This window comes from Polaribacter sp. IC066, from assembly GCF_007997085.1.
Classification (GTDB): domain Bacteria; phylum Bacteroidota; class Bacteroidia; order Flavobacteriales; family Flavobacteriaceae; genus Polaribacter.
This window is the reverse complement of sequence record NZ_VORR01000016.1, coordinates 48,770-67,167: the sequence shown is the minus strand read 5'-3', so window position 1 is coordinate 67,167 and position 18,398 is coordinate 48,770. Positions and strand designations below refer to the sequence as shown.

The 18,398-nt window shown below is 30.0% G+C and carries 17 protein-coding genes and 1 pseudogene; 4 read left to right on the top strand and 14 right to left on the bottom strand.

Features of this window, described 5'->3' with window-relative positions; translation table 11 throughout:
- Nucleotides 1–2: 2 nt before the first annotated feature.
- The 3 genes and pseudogenes from ES044_RS07520 to mtaB form a co-directional block, all read right to left on the bottom strand.
- The gene (locus ES044_RS07520; RefSeq protein WP_147118864.1) at nucleotides 3–905 is read right to left on the bottom strand and encodes a lytic transglycosylase domain-containing protein; all 903 of its coding nucleotides are present in this window, start codon (nucleotides 903–905) and stop codon (nucleotides 3–5) included.
- A gap of 46 nt (nucleotides 906–951) precedes the next feature.
- On the bottom strand, nucleotides 952–1,611 hold the full coding sequence (locus ES044_RS07515) for an alpha/beta hydrolase (RefSeq protein ID WP_147118863.1): 660 nt from the start codon (nucleotides 1,609–1,611) through the stop codon (nucleotides 952–954).
- A gap of 76 nt (nucleotides 1,612–1,687) precedes the next feature.
- Nucleotides 1,688–3,021, bottom strand: a pseudogene (gene mtaB / locus ES044_RS07510) (tRNA (N(6)-L-threonylcarbamoyladenosine(37)-C(2))-methylthiotransferase MtaB).
- A gap of 690 nt (nucleotides 3,022–3,711) precedes the next feature.
- Here mtaB and ES044_RS19355 point away from each other — a divergent pair.
- Nucleotides 3,712–3,984, top strand: a complete 273-nt coding sequence (locus ES044_RS19355; protein WP_317131224.1) for a DUF4442 domain-containing protein — start codon at nucleotides 3,712–3,714, stop codon at nucleotides 3,982–3,984.
- Between the two features lie 351 nt (nucleotides 3,985–4,335).
- On the opposite strand, the gene ES044_RS07500 is transcribed toward ES044_RS19355, so the two are convergent.
- From ES044_RS07500 to ES044_RS07465, 8 genes are all read right to left on the bottom strand, one after another.
- A complete protein-coding gene (locus ES044_RS07500) occupies nucleotides 4,336–5,505 on the bottom strand; it encodes a geranylgeranyl reductase family protein (protein ID WP_147118862.1) in 1,170 nt (389 codons plus the stop codon).
- Nucleotides 5,506–5,543: 38 nt separating this feature from the next.
- Nucleotides 5,544–6,251 carry an endonuclease/exonuclease/phosphatase family protein gene (locus tag ES044_RS07495; RefSeq protein WP_223269158.1) on the bottom strand — a complete coding sequence of 236 codons (708 nt, stop codon included), beginning with the start codon at nucleotides 6,249–6,251 and terminating at the stop codon, nucleotides 5,544–5,546.
- 320 nt (nucleotides 6,252–6,571) lie between these two features.
- Nucleotides 6,572–7,420: a rhomboid family protein gene (locus ES044_RS07490; protein WP_147118860.1), complete on the bottom strand. Its 849-nt coding sequence runs from the start codon at nucleotides 7,418–7,420 to the stop codon at nucleotides 6,572–6,574.
- Nucleotides 7,420–8,145: a rhomboid family intramembrane serine protease gene (locus tag ES044_RS07485; protein ID WP_147118859.1), complete on the bottom strand. Its 726-nt coding sequence runs from the start codon at nucleotides 8,143–8,145 to the stop codon at nucleotides 7,420–7,422. Before ES044_RS07485 ends, ES044_RS07490 begins: the two co-directional genes overlap by 1 nt.
- Before the next feature lie 3 nt (nucleotides 8,146–8,148).
- Entirely contained in the window at nucleotides 8,149–9,963 is a 1,815-nt protein-coding gene (gene mutL, locus ES044_RS07480) for a DNA mismatch repair endonuclease MutL (RefSeq protein ID WP_147118858.1), read from the bottom strand.
- Complete coding sequence (locus ES044_RS07475) at nucleotides 9,963–10,238, bottom strand: riboflavin synthase subunit beta (protein WP_147118857.1); 276 nt, start codon at nucleotides 10,236–10,238, stop codon at nucleotides 9,963–9,965. The genes mutL and ES044_RS07475 overlap by 1 nt, the downstream gene beginning before the upstream one ends.
- 238 nt (nucleotides 10,239–10,476) lie before the next feature.
- Nucleotides 10,477–10,983 carry a 6,7-dimethyl-8-ribityllumazine synthase gene (gene ribH, locus ES044_RS07470; RefSeq protein ID WP_147118856.1) on the bottom strand — a complete coding sequence of 169 codons (507 nt, stop codon included), beginning with the start codon at nucleotides 10,981–10,983 and terminating at the stop codon, nucleotides 10,477–10,479.
- Nucleotides 10,984–11,055: 72 nt separating this feature from the next.
- A complete protein-coding gene (locus tag ES044_RS07465; RefSeq protein WP_147118855.1) occupies nucleotides 11,056–11,823 on the bottom strand; it encodes a tetratricopeptide repeat protein in 768 nt (255 codons plus the stop codon).
- Between the two features lie 114 nt (nucleotides 11,824–11,937).
- Between ES044_RS07465 and recF the strand changes: the two genes are divergently transcribed.
- Both recF and ES044_RS07455 read left to right on the top strand, forming a co-directional pair.
- Complete coding sequence (gene recF / locus ES044_RS07460) at nucleotides 11,938–13,023, top strand: DNA replication/repair protein RecF (protein ID WP_147118854.1); 1,086 nt, start codon at nucleotides 11,938–11,940, stop codon at nucleotides 13,021–13,023.
- Between the two features lie 91 nt (nucleotides 13,024–13,114).
- The gene (locus ES044_RS07455) at nucleotides 13,115–13,411 is read left to right on the top strand and encodes a DUF721 domain-containing protein (protein WP_147118853.1); all 297 of its coding nucleotides are present in this window, start codon (nucleotides 13,115–13,117) and stop codon (nucleotides 13,409–13,411) included.
- Nucleotides 13,412–13,567: 156 nt separating this feature from the next.
- Here the strand turns inward: ES044_RS07455 and ES044_RS07450 are convergent, their stop codons facing one another.
- From ES044_RS07450 to ES044_RS07440, 3 genes are all read right to left on the bottom strand, one after another.
- The gene (locus tag ES044_RS07450; protein ID WP_147118852.1) at nucleotides 13,568–14,500 is read right to left on the bottom strand and encodes an NAD-dependent epimerase/dehydratase family protein; all 933 of its coding nucleotides are present in this window, start codon (nucleotides 14,498–14,500) and stop codon (nucleotides 13,568–13,570) included.
- 1,110 nt (nucleotides 14,501–15,610) lie between these two features.
- Complete coding sequence (locus ES044_RS07445; protein WP_147118851.1) at nucleotides 15,611–16,456, bottom strand: sulfurtransferase; 846 nt, start codon at nucleotides 16,454–16,456, stop codon at nucleotides 15,611–15,613.
- Between the two features lie 26 nt (nucleotides 16,457–16,482).
- Nucleotides 16,483–17,808 (bottom strand): dicarboxylate/amino acid:cation symporter, encoded by a 1,326-nt coding sequence (locus ES044_RS07440; protein WP_147118850.1) that lies wholly within the window; start codon nucleotides 17,806–17,808, stop codon nucleotides 16,483–16,485.
- Nucleotides 17,809–17,895: 87 nt separating this feature from the next.
- Between ES044_RS07440 and ES044_RS07435 the strand changes: the two genes are divergently transcribed.
- Nucleotides 17,896–18,366, top strand: coding sequence for a DUF937 domain-containing protein (locus ES044_RS07435; RefSeq protein ID WP_317131223.1), 471 nt, complete (start codon nucleotides 17,896–17,898; stop codon nucleotides 18,364–18,366).
- Nucleotides 18,367–18,398: the final 32 nt, after the last annotated feature.

The following is an 18,398-nucleotide window of genomic DNA, read 5'->3' as shown; positions in this document are numbered from 1 at the left end:
TTTTATTTTACGGGTATTTTAATTTCGTATTCTTTTCTACTTCTATTATTTAATCTATTCTCTCTTAACCATGGGTTATGAATTTTAAACTCTTTGTATGTTAATCCATATCCTTTCGCAAAAGATGTAATATTTGTAATTACAGTGTCTACCTTAATTGTTGTTGTTTTTGGTAATGTATATAAATCTTCTTTCTCAAAAACAAAACCATATTTTTCTGGGTTGTTCATGACCTCTTTTAAAGCTAAAATTCTAAAAACATAACGCTCTGTTTCGTTGGGTAATTTAGCATCATAATAATTAGTAACTTCTTGAGTTTCTAATCTTCTAGAAACTCCGTAGTTGCCTGCATTATAGGCAGCGGCAGCCAAAGTCCAAGAACCAAAACGTTCTTTAGAGTTTTTTAAATATTCTGCAGCTACTTTTGTAGATTTTTTAATATCATATCGTTCATCAACATTATCGTTTATTTCTAAACCATATTCTTGCCCCGTTGCTTTCATAAAATGCCACATTCCTGCCGCACCAGCAGAAGAAGTTTCATCAATAAAAGCACTTTCTGCTAATGCTAAAAATTTAAAATCATCTGGTAAACCATATTCTTTTAATAACGGTTCTAGTATTGGAAAATATTTGTTAGCTCGTTTTAAAAGTAACAAACCATTAGACTGCCAGTACGTGTTTACTAATAATTCTCTTTCCATTCTTTCTAGAATGTCTTGTTCTTCAATAGGTACTCTCTCTCCTGCCAAATTTAAATCGTTTGGTAGTTTTAAAGATTTAATTTTATATGTTTTATGAGTGCTTGTAGTAGGCTCTATTTCATCTTTATCCATGGCGTTTATAAATAGAACGGTTACGATAACGATGCTTAAAAGTGATAGAATGCGGATGTATTTGTTCATAATAAATTTATTTTTAGTAGGATAAAAGTAACGAATACAAGTAGCTTTAACAAGCTAAACTTTGATGAATTATTTGCGATATTTGTTTTGCCCTTAAAATAATCATAGCGTGATTTCCATCTTCAATTTTAATACAATTTTTGATGTTTTTAAACGGAAATATATTGTCATTTGTTCCGTGAATATGAACAATGCCTTCTAAAGGTTTTTCTTGTTTCCAATTGACAACATTATGAATAGACCATTTAATATAGTTTTTTCCTCTTACAGAAAGATATTTTTTATACATTTTCGCCTTTTTTTCTAATGATTTTCCGACAAAAAATTTAGCGTAATTCTCGAATTTTGTAACTATTTGAGTCGGGAACAACTTATAAATTTTACTTTTACTCGCTATTTTATATCTTTTAGGAAGCTCGTCAGCAGACTTTACACTAGAAATAATAATTATTTTTTTAACCTCCATAAATTTACTCATTTCTTGCACTATAATTCCGCCAAAAGAAACGCCAATCAGAACAGGTTTTTTATGTTTTATTTCATCGGTCATTCTCATTGCATAATTAGAAATCGACTCATCTATACCCAAAGGATTTTTCCAGGTTAAATAATGAAACTCATAAAGGATAGGATTCAAATTAAGTTTATGAAAAATTTCTGGACCCGCAGCCAAACCAGGCATAAAATATAGGTGTGTTTTAGACATTTTAAATTGTAAGTTTTAGAATAGTACTTTATGATTATAAAGTGGTATATGCTATTACTGCAAGATTGATGCCAAATTAGACAGCGACTGCATCTTTAACAAAATCAAACCGAACCAAACCGTCGTCATCAATTTTGGTTAGGGTAATTTTGTGTAAAGTATTTACTAATTCAGGGTTTTAAGGCGTTTTTACTTTTACATAATTTTCTGTAAACCCGTTAATATAGCCTTCTTTATTTTCATTTTCGAACAAAACAGTTAAGCGGTTTCCCAATTGATTCTCATAAAAAGAATGTCTTTTTTTAGCAGATAAACCGCGCAACATTTTACTACGCTTTGCACGTACCTTTTTAGGAATGATACCGTTTAAATTTACAGCCTCGGTATTTGGTCTTTCAGAATAGGTGAAAAGGTGTAAATAAGAAATATCTAATTCGTTTAAATAGTTATAAGTCTCTAAAAATAATTTGTCTGTTCCACCAGGGAGACCTACAATAACATCGACACCAATGCATGCATTTGGCATGGTTTCTTTAATTCTAGAAACTCTATTGGTACAGGTATTAGACAAATATCTACGTTTCATTTTTTTAAGCAACTCGTCACTTCCAGATTGCAAAGGAATATGAAAATGTGGTACAAAAGAATTCGATTTAGAAACAAAATCAATGGTTTCATCTTTTAATAAATTAGGTTCTATAGATGAAATTCGCAAACGATGAATATTATCTAAAGTGTCTAATTTTTTTACGAGGTCTAAAAAAGTGTGTTCGTGTTTTTTATTACCAAACTCTCCTTTTCCGTAATCACCAATATTAGCAACCGTTAAAACTATTTCTTTAATTCCTTTTGACGCAATTTCTTTTGCATTTCCAATAACATTTTCTAAAGCATCACTTCTAGAAATTCCGCGAGCTAAAGGAATTGTGTAATAGGTACATTTATAATCACAGCCATCTTGTACTTTTAAAAAAGCACGCGTTCTGCCACCAATAGAGTAAGAACCCACGTAAAAATCGGCATCAGAAATTTCACAAGAATGTACCTCGCCAACCTCATTTTTACTTAAATCGTTGATATAACTTGTTACATTAAATTTTTCTGTAGCTCCTAAAACTAAATCTACACCATCAACAGCAGCTAATTCCTCTGGTTTTAATTGTGCGTAGCATCCAACGGCTATTAAAAAAGCATCGTCGTTTTTTTTAGGGCATTTTTAACAATCGATTTAAAGCGCTTGTCTGCATTATCGGTAACAGAGCATGTATTGATTACATAAATATCTGCTTCTTCTTCAAAATCAACACGTTTAAAACCCTCTTCTACAAAGTTTCTTGCAATGGTTGATGTTTCAGAAAAATTTAATTTACAGCCTAATGTATAAAAAGCTACTTTTTTATCTGCAATCATTCTTGTACTTTTATGGACTGTAAATCTACAATAATATTGATGATTTTTGAAACGGAAAGATTACTTATAAGAAAACTGATTTTAGATACTTTATTCTTACTATACTGAAAAGAGTCAGTGCGCTTAGCCTTTTAGAACCAAGATTTGATTATTACTAACTTAAAGTCAGAAAAAAATAGGGATGAATTTTTATTTGAAAATTAATTCAAAAAATAAGATATCCTTTTAAAAAGCAAGTGAAACCCCTTAATTTTAAAACGATTTATGAACCTAAACTATTTTTAGTCGGACACTATGAATACTTTATAAGTATTTCATTAAACAGAAAGTAACAAGCTACTTTTAAGTGTATGTTGTTTTTAGATCAATTATGTTTTACTCTGTAAAGGGTAATGTGCAATGATGTTTTTACAGAGGTATTTAAGTAAAGATTCTGCTAAAGTCTACCTAGAAACTGCAGGTTTTTATTTGTTATTTTTAAAAGAGATTATCAACCATAAAAAATAATATTGAAGCTAGAAATCTTAAATTTGCGATAAAAAAATGTATCAACATTAGCAATTATTAGTTTTTAAAATGAAACTATATTTTAGATTTAGAAAATAATTAAGGTATGCAACCATTTCAAAAATTTTAGAAAAGTTTATCAACAAGAGTACTATTTATAAATATGGCGTTAACCTTTCTCCTATGTATAGAAGAACTACTGGGAAAATTTATGAGGTTTCTGATGATTTATGTAAGGTTAACGTTCCTATTAAATTGTCTTATAAAGATAGTAATTATGTAGGATCGATTCTTGGAGGAAGTTTGTTCTCTGCAACCGATCCTATTTTTATGATTCAATTAATGAACATTTTAGGTGCTAATTATGTGGTTTGTGATAAAGCTGCAACCATCAAATTTAAAAGACCAGCCAAAGAAAACTGTTATGTTAATTTTATTTTACTGCGGATGAAATAACACAAATTAAAAAAGATGTAGAAATTATAAAGGAAATCGATTTAATTAAAAATATTCAACTTACTAATAAAGATAAAAGTGTCGTTTTTGCAGAAGTTTTAAAGACCGTTTATATTGCTGATAAAAAGCATTATAACAAAAAAAAGCTAAAGAAAGTGCAAGTAAAAGAACAACTTCGAAGTAACGCCATCGAGGTATTCAAAAGGAATATCTTTTAATATTTCGACTTATAGGGTCGGTTTGTTAAATCCGAGATGCTGCTAAATTCTGAAGCAAGATTCCGCTAGATATTGAAACAAGTTCAGCACATAAAGCAGATTTAGTTCAACTTACAATTTTGTAATCACAGCTTCACTTTTTTTCAAAATTGAGTTTCACTATCAACTTTTCTTTAATTTTAGCTTTTAGTTTTTCTGCAACATTTGTAGGAAAAGGTCTATCTCCGTGTAAAACATCGACCATGATATTGTTAAAATGTTGTCCGTATTTAGTAAGAATAAAGTTCCTAACAGGGTTTTGGTGGTAGAAAAATTTAGCTAAAATTTGACCAGATTTTAGTTCAGGTAATAACTTGATATTTAATTTTTCTAAATAGATTTTTGCGGCCAATGCTTTATTTAAATTACTTTCAATGATTGCTTCGGCAACATATTTTCCGCTTAAAATTGCGTTAGAAATACCCTCGGCTGTAATTGGTTCTGCAAAACCAGCAGCATCTCCTATTAAAAATACATTGTTTTTTACAAAGCCGTCTGTTCTTGGTGCAATCGGAATTTGAAAACCATGTGCATCTTCTTGTATAATTTCTTTAATCCCTAAAGTTTCAATATATTTTCTATAATATTCTTTTAAATTAATTTTTCCTTTTTTGGTCGTTAAAACTCCTAAAGACAAATGATTTTTTTTCGGAAAACTCCATGCATATCCATAAGGAACTGCATCAATATCAAAACGAACAGTTTTAGAAAGTCGCTCAAAATCTTCTGCAGAAACTTTAACTTCATATTCTAATGCAGGAATTAATTTTCTTGTGTCTTCTTTCCATCCCGCCATTTTTGCAGTCGTACTCAAAACACCATCTGCAGCAATAACAAAATTTGCAGAAATTTCTCCTTGAGAAGTTTTTAAGATCGATTTTTCACCAATAAAATCGATGCTTATTAGTTTATGATTTTCTAATAAGGTAACTCCAAATTCTTTTGCTTTTTGTGTAATTAGATTATCAAAGGCATCGCGCATAATCATCGTAACAATAGGAATGTTTTTACTAGATTTATAGACAATTTTTTCATTATTATTAAAATAACTATCTACTGTAAAAAACGCGCGTTCTACAACTTCAGAAATATCAAAAGGCATTTCCTTTTTACCTCTATTTACAAAACCACCACCACATGTTTTATATCTTGGGAGTGTTTCTTTTTCTATAATTACGGTAGTAATACCTTGTTGGCCTAAATAAAATGCTGTTGAGGCGCCAGAAGGTCCACTACCAATAATTGCAACATCAAAATGTTTCATAAATTTAAAAGAAAATATTTAGGCTAATATAAAGAATATTACCAATTTACTTTGGCTAGAATAGGGGTGTGGTCAGAATTATTTTCAGAAAAAGAATGAAATTGATTTACAATTGCGTTTTCATCTGTTAAAATAAAATCGATTCTCATAGGAAACCAGTAGTTAAATGTTTTTCCGAAGCCTTGGCCAGCTTCTATAAAAGTATCTTTTTTATTGGATGCAATTTGATTGTACACCCAAGAGTAAGAAGTGTTATTAAAATCGCCAGCAACTATTTTTTTACCTTTCCATTTTTTTTCATGCTTTAGAAATACTTCGGTTTGTGCTGCTTGTTTTATGAACCCCTCTTTTAATCGGGCAATTAATTTTTCTGAATTTTCTTGTCCGAAGTTTTCTTTATCAGTTTTCAGTTGTAAAGATTGTAAATGTAAATTATAGACTCTTATCGTGTCTTTTTCTCTTTTTATATCGGCAAAAATAATATTGTTAGAGGTGTTTTTTAAATCTAAAGAACCCGTGTTTATAATCGGGAATTTAGAGTAAATGGCCAAGCCTATTTTAGCTTTACTAGTTTTGGTTTTTATATATTTATAAGGATACGAAAATTGCTGTTTTTCTAAACTATAATATTCTTGAAATAATAAAATATCGGGCGATTTGTCTACCACAAATTTATGGATTTTTTGTGGGATGCTGTCTCCGGCAATCCATTTCCAATGGTTAAACATTCTTACATTGTAACTCATCACTTTTAAATCAGTATTTAAAGAAGACTTATTGCTAGTTAGTTTATAGATAGGAGGGGTAAAAAACCAGCCGATAGTAAGAACGAAAGCAGAGAGAATAAGTTGTTTTTTTAGTTTTATCAACCAAAAAAGCATAAAAAGAATATTAATAAGAATTAAAAAAGGCACTATTAGACTTACGATGGCAAAAATAGCGTTTCTGTTAGGTGATACGAAAGGAAGCAAATAAGAAAGCAACAGAAATGCAGCCAACAAAGAGTTGATTATAAAAATAACCTTATGTATAAACGATAAGTTTTTCACGTTGGTGAGTAATTATACTATTTTTTGCCTTGTTTAAACAAGAACTCTTTTTCAGATTTTGTTAAGGTGTCGTAACCAGATTTGCTAATTTTATCTAAAATTTCATTGATTTCTTGCTGCTCTAAATTGGGTTGCCTTTGTGCTTTTTTTTCAGTCGATTTATAGACTGTTTGTAATGGCTTTTCTTTCTTTTTAAAGAGACTACCAATAGAATCGAACACTGTAATTTCTTTGTTACTTGCTCTTTTTACATATAAAAAACCAAATAAAGCGCCTCCTATATGTGCAAAATTACCACCAGCATTGGTACCAATTAAGCCCAAAACGTCTAAACCAACCCAAATAGCTGCCAAATACCATAATTTTACGTAGCCAATAAAACGAATTTTTAATTCGTAGTTTGGTATGTACGTTGCAACGCCTACAAAAATGGCAGAAACTCCCGCCGAAGCACCTACTAAACTAGAAGATCTACCTTGAAATAAAGGAAAGTAATTCTGACTTAATAAATATAAAACTCCGCCAAAAAAAGTACCTAATAAATAGAAACTTAACAATTGCTTTTCTGAAAAATATTGAAGAAATAAATTTCCGATAAAATATAAACCAATACAATTAAATAAAATATGCAGAAAACCAGCATGTAAAAATCCGTAAGAAATTATAGACCAAGGTTTAAATAACATCGAATTAAAGTTGTCACTTAATGCAAACCAATCTGCTATAAAACTACCTTCTCCATTATATAATTTTGAAAATACCGTTAATAAAAGCGCAAAAACAAAAACGCCAATATTGATAAAGATAAGTTTCTCAATAATATTTCCTGAAATATATCTTCCTTTTATTTCTTGTATAATGTTCATTAGCTTATTTTAAAATTATTTTGTTTCCAATAGTAAGCAATAATAAATCCTATTAAAGCACCTCCAATATGCGCAAAATGAGCAACGTTACCTACAGAATATTTTGTCATACCGAAAAATAAATCTCCTAAAATCATTACAGGGATAAAATATTTTGCAGCTATAGGAACTGGTAAAAATAACAGCGCTAATTTTGCATCTTTAAAATACAAACCAAAAGCTACTAAAACTCCATAAACAGCACCTGAAGCACCAACTGCTGGTGTGTGGTATAAACTGTAAAATTTTTTCATGGTTTCGTTTGATAATGCTATTCTTGGGTCATTATAACTCCCGATATCAAGAATGTTCTGAATACTTCCGTTTGATAAACCAAAACTTACTAACTGATCATAAATACCGTTAAATTGGTAATAATTAACCAACGTATAAATAAGGCCTGCGCCGATGCCCGATGAAAAATAGAAAAATATAAATTTCTTTTTTCCCCACATTTGTTCTAATGGTGTCCCGAATGCCCATAAACCGTACATATTAAATAGAATATGCGGAAAACTACCGTGCATAAACATATGTGTTACATATTGCCAAAAGCCAAAATGTTCATTTTTAGGAAAATGTAAAGCCAACATATTTGTAAAATCTAATTTTAATAATTGCGGAGCAATAAATAGAATTACATTTAAAATTATAATGTGTTTTATGGCGTCTGTAAGTTTATTCATAGGTTAGCTATTAAATAAATTATCAATTTCGTTTAAAGTTAAGGTCTTAAAAGTAGCTTTACCAAAAGGAGAAACAGAAGGATCTTTGCAAGAGAATAAATCGTTTACTAAACCTTCTTGTTCTTTACCTGAAAGCTGTGTTCCTGTTTTTATCGATAATGTTTTTGCAAAAGATTTTGCCATCACATCAAAATGACTAAAACTAGCATCTGGCACTTCAAAATTCATATCGTTTAAAAGTTCTTCTAAAATAATAGTAATTTTGCTTTCTATCACAGAAACCGGAATTCCTTTAATCGTAACACTATCTTTCGTGAACTCATCAAAAGAAAAACCTGCATTTTCTAATTCAGTTTTCATGGTGTAAATCATTTCTATTTCTTGAGATGAAAAAGATATTTTTACAGGAAATAATAATTGCTGACTATTGGCTTCTTTTACTGTAATACTTTCTAAAAAATCTTCATATAATATACGCTGATGTGCTAATGATTGGTTGATTAAAACCACACCAGATTTTATAGAACTCAATAAATATTTACGCTGAATTTGAAATGTTTTCTGTGTTTTTACTTCATGTTGATGTTCAAATAATTCTTCTTGTTTTTCTTCATCAGAAATAGCCACAGAAGTGTATAAAGATTCCCAGCTTTGTGTGTGTTGTTCTCTTTTGTAAGGAAACGTAATTTCTTTTTGCTGTGTTTCTTTAAAAGGGTTAAAATCGTGATCTACTATAATTCTAGGACTAGACGTTTTTACTGCGTTTTTAGTAGAATGATAGGAAGTATCTAAATTAGCATCTCTATTAAAATCTAAAACAGGTGCTACATTGTATTGCCCTAAACTATGTTTTACCGTTGCTCTTAACATGGCATATAATGCCTTTTCGTTATCAAACTTTATTTCTGTTTTTGTTGGGTGAATATTAATATCAATACTATTTGGAGGTACTGATAAATATAAAAAATAAGAGGGATGAGCACCTTGCTCTAACAAACCATCAAAAGCATTTACAACCGCATGGTTCAAATAAGAGCTTTTTATAAAACGATCATTTACAAAAAAGAACTGTTCGCCACGTTTTCTTTTAGAAAACTCTGGTTTTGCAATAAAACCATTGATAGCAACAATATCTGTATGTTCATTTATAGGAACTAATTTTTCGTTCATTTTACCACCAAAAATAGCAACAATTCGTTGTCTTAAATTACCCCCTTTTAAATGATATACTTCGTTATTATTATGATGTAATAAAAATGAAATAGCAGAATGTGCTAAAGCAACACGCTGAAACTCGTCAATAATATGTCTAGTTTCAACCGTATCTGATTTTAAAAAATTTCTTCTTGCAGGAATGTTGTAAAATAAGTTTTTTACTGCCATACTTGTGCCCTCTGAAGTACTAATAAAGTCTTGAGAAACTATTTTACTTCCTTCTATTTTAATAGAAGTACCTAATTCTTCATTTTCTTGTTTCGTTTTTAACTCAACATGAGAAATGGCAGCAATAGATGCCAAAGCTTCACCTCTAAACCCTTTGGTACATAAATTAAATAAATCTTCTGCTTTTTGAATTTTTGAAGTTGCATGGCGCTCAAAACTCATTCTAGCGTCGGTGGCACTCATGCCTTTACCATCATCTATTACTTGAATTAGTGTTTTACCCGCATCTTTTAATAGTAACTTAATATTTGTTGCACCAGCATCAATTGCATTTTCTAGTAGCTCTTTCACTACAGAAGCAGGTCTTTGTACTACTTCTCCTGCGGCAATTTGATTTGCTACATGATCTGGTAAAAGCTGTATAATATCTGACATTATTTAGAGTAGAATATAGAGAGATCAAAATCAATGATAAATAAGAAAATTAAAACGAGTATGACAACAATGTAAATAATGGTTTTGTTTCCACTTTTATCGCCACCATTAAGGTCTTTAACCGCCTCTGAAAAAGTAGATTTTAGGCCTTTACTTTTTCCGGTAGTTGTTCTAAACTTATCTAGTTTATGCTCAATTTTAAAAGGATTTCCTTCTCCTTTATAATACCGAGGTTGATAATCAAATTTTTTATTTGTTCTTTTTAGAAATCCCATAACTTTAAAAATAATTGATGTGTACTGATGTAAAGTAAATCAATTTTTATACCAATTTTAGGCATATCAAATTTAAAGAATTAAAAGCAATGCGTCAAGAAATGTTGCGAAAAGTATTCTTAAAATTATACAATAAACCTGCAAGGCTTTTAGAACCTTTTAGGTTTAATTAAACGTATAGTTTGATACATAAATACCCACAAGGTCGAGAAAAAACCTTGCAGGAAAACATATTTTTTTAAAAACCGATACTTTCAGAAGTTCTATTAAAGTTTATAATAGCAGCCATTTTTACGGCTGCAACAGCACATTCAATTCCTTTATTACCAAGTTTTCCGCCAGATCTATCTAAAGACTGTTGTTTTGTATTATCTGTTAAAACACAAAAAATTACAGGAACATCATAGTGAACATTTAAATCTATAATACCTTGGGTAACACCTTCACAAACAAAATCGAAATGTTTTGTTTCTCCTTGAATTACATTCCCAATGGCAATAATAGCGTCTAACTTTTGAGATTGAACCATTTTTTTACAACCAAAAACAAGTTCAAAACTTCCAGGAACATCCCAAGAAATAATATTTTCTTTTGTTGCTCCGCAATCTATTAAAGTTTCTATTGCACCTTTTTGTAAATTTCTTGTAATTTCAGGATTCCATTCTGAAACAACAATCCCAAATCGAAAAGATTTCGCATTTGGGATTGTTTCTTTATCGTAATATGATAAATTATTTGTTGCCATATTTTTAGTTTTTAGAATTTGGTTTTTAGTAGTTAAGTTTTTACCAATCACTAAAAACCTAATTGCTAAATACTATTGTTCAGCATATTTTGCTGCGTTGATAAATTTTTCAACATCTTTTCCTTGATCTGATGCTGAATATTTTTCTTTTATTTTGGTAAATAAAGATTCAGCTTTATCGTATTTTTTTAATAACATAGCGGTTTGTCCTGCTTTGTATAAAAACAACGGTGTTGTAAAGTCGTTTGCATTTGCATTTGCAGCTTTTTCATAATAGTCTAAAGCATCTTCTTGCTGATCGATGTCAGAAAAAGCATCTCCTACTGCGCCAAAAGAAACAGCGTTTAAAGTTGCATTATCAGAATTAAATTTACTTAAATATTCAATTCCTTTTTCGTATTGCTTCATTTGTAAGTAAGAAATACCAGCATAATAATTTGCTATATTTCCTGCATTTGTGCCACTAAAAGATTCCGCAATATCTAAAAAACCATATCTACCGTTTGCACCTTCTAATCCTAAATTTAATAAAGAATCGATACCAGAACCAGCAGTTGCAGCTTCATCAAAATATTTTCTAGGAAAAGCTAACTCGTTAGAAGCTTCTAATTCATTTGGTTTTGTAACGTAATTATTGTAAGCTAAAAAAGCAAGAAAAATAACGACAACACCTATTAAAGAAGCAAATAAAGGTTTGCTGTTTTTTTCGATCCATTTTTCAGATCTAGAAGCAGTTTCGTCTAAAGTGTTTAAAACTCCAGCTGTTTCAAATTCAGTTTCATCAACTTCTTGTGCTTCTTTTTTACCTTCTGGTTTATATTTTTTCTTGTATGTAGCCATAGTTTTCTTAAAATTATTGGCGACAAAAATAGTTTTTTTAATTGGATTTAAAAAGAGGTTATTTCGCTAAATTTTCAATAATTTGCAATTCCTATTTAATACTCTTCATTATTCATGTATTTACAGAAAATTTCGCTTGTTAATTTTAAGAATATTGCGTCACAATCTTTTGATTTTCAAGAGAAAATAAATTGTTTTGTGGGTAATAATGGCATTGGTAAAACCAATGTTTTAGACGCCATTTACTATTTATCTTTTACAAAAAGTTACTTTAATTCTATAGCGCTTCAGAATATTAGACACGGAGAAGGCTTTTTTATGGTAGAAGGAACGTACCTTTTAAACCATAGAGAAGAGAAAATAGTGTGTAGTTTAAAAAAAGGACAAAAAAAGGTCTTAAAAAGGAATGCTAAAATATATGACAAGTTTGCCGATCATATTGGTCAATTTCCGTTGGTCATTGTGTCACCGGCGGATAGAGATTTAGTGACAGAAGGCAGTGATACTAGAAGAAAATTTATTGATGGCGTAATTTCGCAGCAAAATAAATTGTATTTAAAAGATTTAATGGCTTATAATAAAGTGTTAACGCAAAGAAATGCTTTGTTAAAATATTTTGCAGCAAATAGAACTTTTGATGCTTTAAACTTGAGTGTCTATGACGATCAACTTTCTGAATATGGAGCAAGAATTTATGAGGTTAGAAAAGCGTTTTTAGCAGCATTTATTCCTATCTTTAATGAGAAATATCAAATAATTTCTGGGGATAAAGAAAAAGTAAACCTTAATTATAAGAGTCAGCTCAACGATTTTTTAATGAAAGATTTGTTGAAAAAGTCTTTAGCGAAAGATAAGATGATTCAATATACAACTGCAGGTATTCATAAAGACGATTTAAGTTTTGAGATTGGAGAGTATCCTATTAAAAAATTTGGGTCTCAAGGGCAGCAAAAATCGTATTTAATTGCACTAAAATTGGCACAGTTCGATTTTATCAAACAACAAACCAATATATTGCCTATTTTATTATTGGATGATATTTTTGATAAATTAGATGAGAACAGAGTTTCACATATTATAGATTTGGTGAATAATGATGATTTCGGACAAATATTTATCACCGACACACATGCAGATAGAACAGAGAATATTTTAAAGAAAGGCGATAAAAAATATCAGATTTTTAAATTAAAAGAGTAGGTTCAGCGTAAACTGTTTTAAGCAAACTACAATTTTAAGGAGTATTTGATCAGTAAAAGGCAAACAATAAAAAGCGAAAAGCGAACTAAAAATGGCAAAAAGAGAAAACGATTCTTTTTCTATAGAAGACTTAATGCAGAGTTTTATCAAAGAAAATAATTTGAGTAAAGGCATGCAAAAAATAAAGGTAGAAGAAACTTGGATTAAAATGATGGGTCCAGGAGTTACGACCCATACAACTTCTGTAAGATTGCAAAATAAAACATTAATTATTCAATTAACATCGTCGGTTTTGCGAGAAGAGTTGAGTTATGGCAAAGAAAAAATTGTTAAAATGATGAATGAAGAAATAGGTGAGGACATCATTGAGAAATTGATGCTTGTTTAGGTTTTTATATTTTACTAGGTTTTTGTGTACCTTTTTTTTGTAAGTGGCTAATTACAGTGCACACAATTTGATTATAGAGTTGTTGTAGTTTTAGCAATTACATAGATTTAGTGATGTACTACAACAGTTTATGTATTATATATTTTGTTGTTTTTGCTATTTTATTTGGTAATCTTCAAGGATATTCTTAATTCCTTGTTGATACGTAGTTATATTAAAATCAGGAAATTTTTTCTTAAATTTTGAAGAATAGAATAGATTATCGATTTTATAACGCGGGAGTAGTTCTTGTGTTTCTTTAATATCATTATTAAAGAATGAAGCTATTTTTAAAGTAACCGAATTTAGTATGTCGTATTGTATTGTGCGACCTAGTTGTTTAGAGATTTCTTCTAGTATTTCTTTGTAAGTTAGTCGATAATCATCACAAGGAAGATGCCAAGTTTGGCCGAAAGCATCAGGTGTATTTCCAATTAAAGCCATCGCCTTACTAGCGTCAGGTGCATAAATTAAAGTTCTTAAAACATTATCTTTTAAAAATAATTTTGGTTTTTTAGTTATTTTTAGCTTTTTAAATATAAGTGTATTTGTAATTCCTTTTGTTTTACCGGGCCCATAAAATTCGGGTGCTCTGCATATAACGGCATCAATCTTTTTTTCTTTAATTGCTAGTAATAACAGTTGAGCCGCTATTTTTTTAGCTTTGCCTTTTTTTCCTTCCGATTTTAAGGGGGTATTTTCTTTTTGAATCTTGCTGCCTTGCGGATAGGCATAGGTATTATCAAAATAAACAAGTTTGCAATTGTTAGCTTTACATCCTGCGATTACATTGTGCATAATTTTTGGCCAATCTCTTAACCATACGGCTGAATTATAAGGAAGCCCAACTGTTAAATAGGCAATTTCGCAGTGTTTTAAAGCATTGTTAACATCTTCGGGTTTTAATAAGTCGCCTTGAAATAAGAGATCATCGGTGTTTACTTTTTTTGGATTTCTGCCCACTAATTTTATTTTATCTGTATAATTAACTCTTAACTCGCTTGCTAATTCTTCTCCAATTATTCCGTTTGCTCCTAAAATTATTTGCATATTATTTTTTTACGGCGATTTTACTTCAGCTACTATTAAAGTCTGAAATATATAAAGAATTTTTATTTTAAAATAATATCGTTCTCCGTTTTATATCAGTTTATTACATGTAGTTTATACAGAACTGTTTTTATTCTAATTGTTATAATTTTCTGATGCTCTACATCGGTAGTTAAAAGGAAAGTTTAAAAATCTAGGTTTTCATCAAACAAAAAAAAAGTCTTTTTTCACTTGATACATTGATTGCTCTAATCGAAGCTTGAAATTCTAAATAATAAAAAGATCAAAATAAGCAAAACTAATTTAGTTATTCCTTGTCGTTTAACCAGTATAATTTTGATTGCAATCCATCTATTGCCAATGTGAGTTGGTTTAAAATTTTGATACTATTTACTTTTCGAAGATTTTTAAACTGCATTACTTTATTTTCAGACAAAATTAAAAAGGCATTTTGAGTTTTAACTATTATGGCCCGTTTTTAAAATTAATTTGTATTACAGAAACGCTTACTCTCCTTTTTATGTTAGTCTGTATTTGTTTTATGCGCTAAAAAGAGTGGTAGAAGTAAATCGCAAGAATTTGTAAAAAATTTTGTAAATATTTTTTTTGAGTGTTTCTAAAAAATCAATAGCAAAGAATATATTTTAGTTCTTTAATAAATGCATGTTTCTATAGTCGGTTAAATTTATTTTCATTGATACACTTTTTAACTTTACACAAATTATTTTCATCAGAATTAGCAATTACGATGAATTTGATGATATGTTGTTGTTCTATTTACTTTGGATAAAATGAAGTTCTATTCTTTTATCTTCAAAATAATCGCCATGTATGGCTTATAAAAAGATAAAAGTTTTAAACTATTATTTAGATTCATTAGTGTCTGATTACAAATATTTTTAGTGTAATAAACCTTGTTAAAATGAAAGGTTTTGCGAATTTTTTAAATGACTTCTTGCTTTTTTGAAAATAATTTAATGAATATAAAGCAGATAAATTTATTTCAAATTAAATATGTTTGTCAGATAGTTAGAAACAAGTCTTGGTTCTAAAAGCGAAGGGATCTTGAGTCTTTTATCGGACAAGAATGAAGTCAATTAAATTAGTTTTTTATTTTTCTATTGGTAAATGATTTGTAGAGCCCCATTCTGTCCAAGAACCATCGTAAACAGCGTAATTATTTATATCTATTAAAGCCGCTCCAAAAGCTAAAACAGAGGCCGTAATACCTGATCCACAAGTGAAAATAAAATCTTTTTTTGTCGGATTTATAGTATCGTAAATTGTTTTTAATTGGTCTTTAGTTTTCATAAAACCATTTTCTAGAATTTCAGAATGTGGCAAACTAAAAGCAGTGGGTATATGACCTGTTTTTAAATCTTGTCTTGGTTCAGGTTCTGTTGCATAAAAACGACCTTTTGAGCGCGCATCTGCGATTATAGAATTGTTGTTTTCTATTGATTTTAAAACATCTTGCGTATATTTTAATTTTTCTGATTGATAATTGACAACGAAATCTCCTTTTGGTAAAGAACGTTGTTTAGGGCTTTCTATGGGGTAATTTTGAGCTTTCCATGCAGGGAAACCTCCATCTAAAATAGCAATGTTCGTAAAACCCATTAAGGTAAACATCCACCAAACTCTTGGCGATGCGTAGATGCCTAAATCATCATAAACTACAAGTGCACTATTTTTTTGAATTCCAAAAATCTGTGCTTTTTCTTCAAATTCTTTTGGTGTTAAAACAGTATTAGGTAAGGGACTTTTTGTGTCAGAAAAAATATTTTTAATATCAAAAAATACTGCGCCCTTAACTTGCTTTTTCGTGTTGATTTCTTGCTGTTTTTTATCTGTAACATTCAGAATTGTAGCATCTAAAACAATAAGGTTTTTGCTATTTAAGTGCTTATAAAGCCAATCTGCAGATACTAAAGGATTCTCAATTTTTAAGAACATTTTATTAAAAATAATATGTTACAAATTTATTTTTCTTTTTTATAGTTGTCATCCCATTCTTTTGGTTTAGGATCTCGTAATTTACCTAAAGATTTTGCAACAATCATAGAAACTGTAGCATCTCCTGTAACATTTACGGTAGTTCTGCACATGTCTAAAGGTCTATCAACTGCAAAAATTAATGCTAAACCAATTGGTAATAATTCTGGCGGAAAGCCAATAGATTCTAGTACAATAACCAACATAACCATACCTGCACTTGGCACGGCTGCCGAACCAATAGAGGCTAATAATGCGGTTGCCACAATAATTAATTGATTAGAAAATGTTAACCCTTCTGGCCAAACTACTTGCATAATAAATACCGCTGCAATGGCTTGGTATAAGCTTGTGCCGTCCATATTTATGGTTGCGCCAACGGGTAATACAAAGCCTGAAACTTCTTTATCTACGCCTAAATGCTCTTCAACCCTCTCCATGGTTACTGGTAAAGTTGCCGCACTAGAACTTGTAGAGAAAGCCAATAATTGAGCCGGACTTATTTGCTTTAAAAACCATAAAGGTGATTTTTTTGTATACACATAAACCAACATCAAATAGAAACTAATCATCAATAATAAACCACCAACAACGCAAGCAGAGTATACTAAAAGTTTAAGAAGAATTTCGATATCATCAAAAGCAATAATAACGTTTGCTAATAACGCAAAAACAGCATAAGGCGCAAATAGCATAATTAAATCGACCATTTTCATGACTACTTCATTTAAAGAATCAAAGAATTTCATTAAAGGTTTTGCTTTTTTTTCTGGAATTAACAACAAAGAAATACCAATAAATAAAGCGAAAAAGATAATCTGTAACATATTAGCATCACCCAAAGCAGTAAAAATATTACTTGGAAAAATATCAACTAAAGCTTGCAAAGGACCCGATTGTTTCTGCGTAGAGGCCTTGGTTAATTTATCAACAACATCGGTAGATGTTTCATATTTCGCCTTTATTTTTTCTATGGTATCAGCAGACATTCCTGCACCAGGTTTCACGAGATTTACAATTCCTAAACCAATAATAATAGCAACTACCGTAGTCATCATATAAATAACCATTGTTCTTAAGCCCATTTTTTTAATTTTAGAAATATCTTTTAAATCAGAAATTCCTTTAATTAAAGAAGCCAATATTAAGGGTACTGCAATTAATTTTAAAAGATTGATAAAAATAGTTCCAAAAGGTTTTACCCAATCGGTTACAAATCCTTTACCACCGTCTATAGAATTCATTATAAAACCAAAAACGATTCCTAAAACCATTCCTATTAAAATTTTCCAATGTAATGCGAGTTTTTTCATGTGGTTACTTAAAATTTAATTAAGAAGCTGAAAGATAAAAAAATATTTAAAAGTAGCGTGACTTTATTGCTATATTGTGTCATAAATTTGGCAACAACATCAATTAATTATAAAAAATATAAAGTGACAGGAATTTTAGACTTATTAGATAGTGATTTAGGAAAATCAATAATAGCTGGTGTAATAGATTCTACAGGAAATGATTCTAATAAAACAAGTAGTGTTTTAACCATGGCTTTACCTGTGCTTATGAAAGCAATGGAAAGAAATGCAAAGACACCAGAAAGAGCAGCAGGCTTAATGAATGCCTTGTCTGGGAAACACGACGGTAGTATTTTAGACAATCTTGATGGTTTATTTGGCGGCGGAGTAAAAGATGCCCTTAAACAAGATGGCGCGGGAATTTTAAGTCATATTTTAGGGAGCAAGCAACAAGGTGTTGAGCAAATTATTGGTCAAAAAGCAGGTTTAGATGCAAGTTCTGTTGCGAATATTTTAAAAGTATCAGCTCCTATTTTAATGCGTTTTTTGCAAAACAAACTAAAGAACAGAATTTAGATCATTCAGGAGATTTAACGGGACTTCTTGGA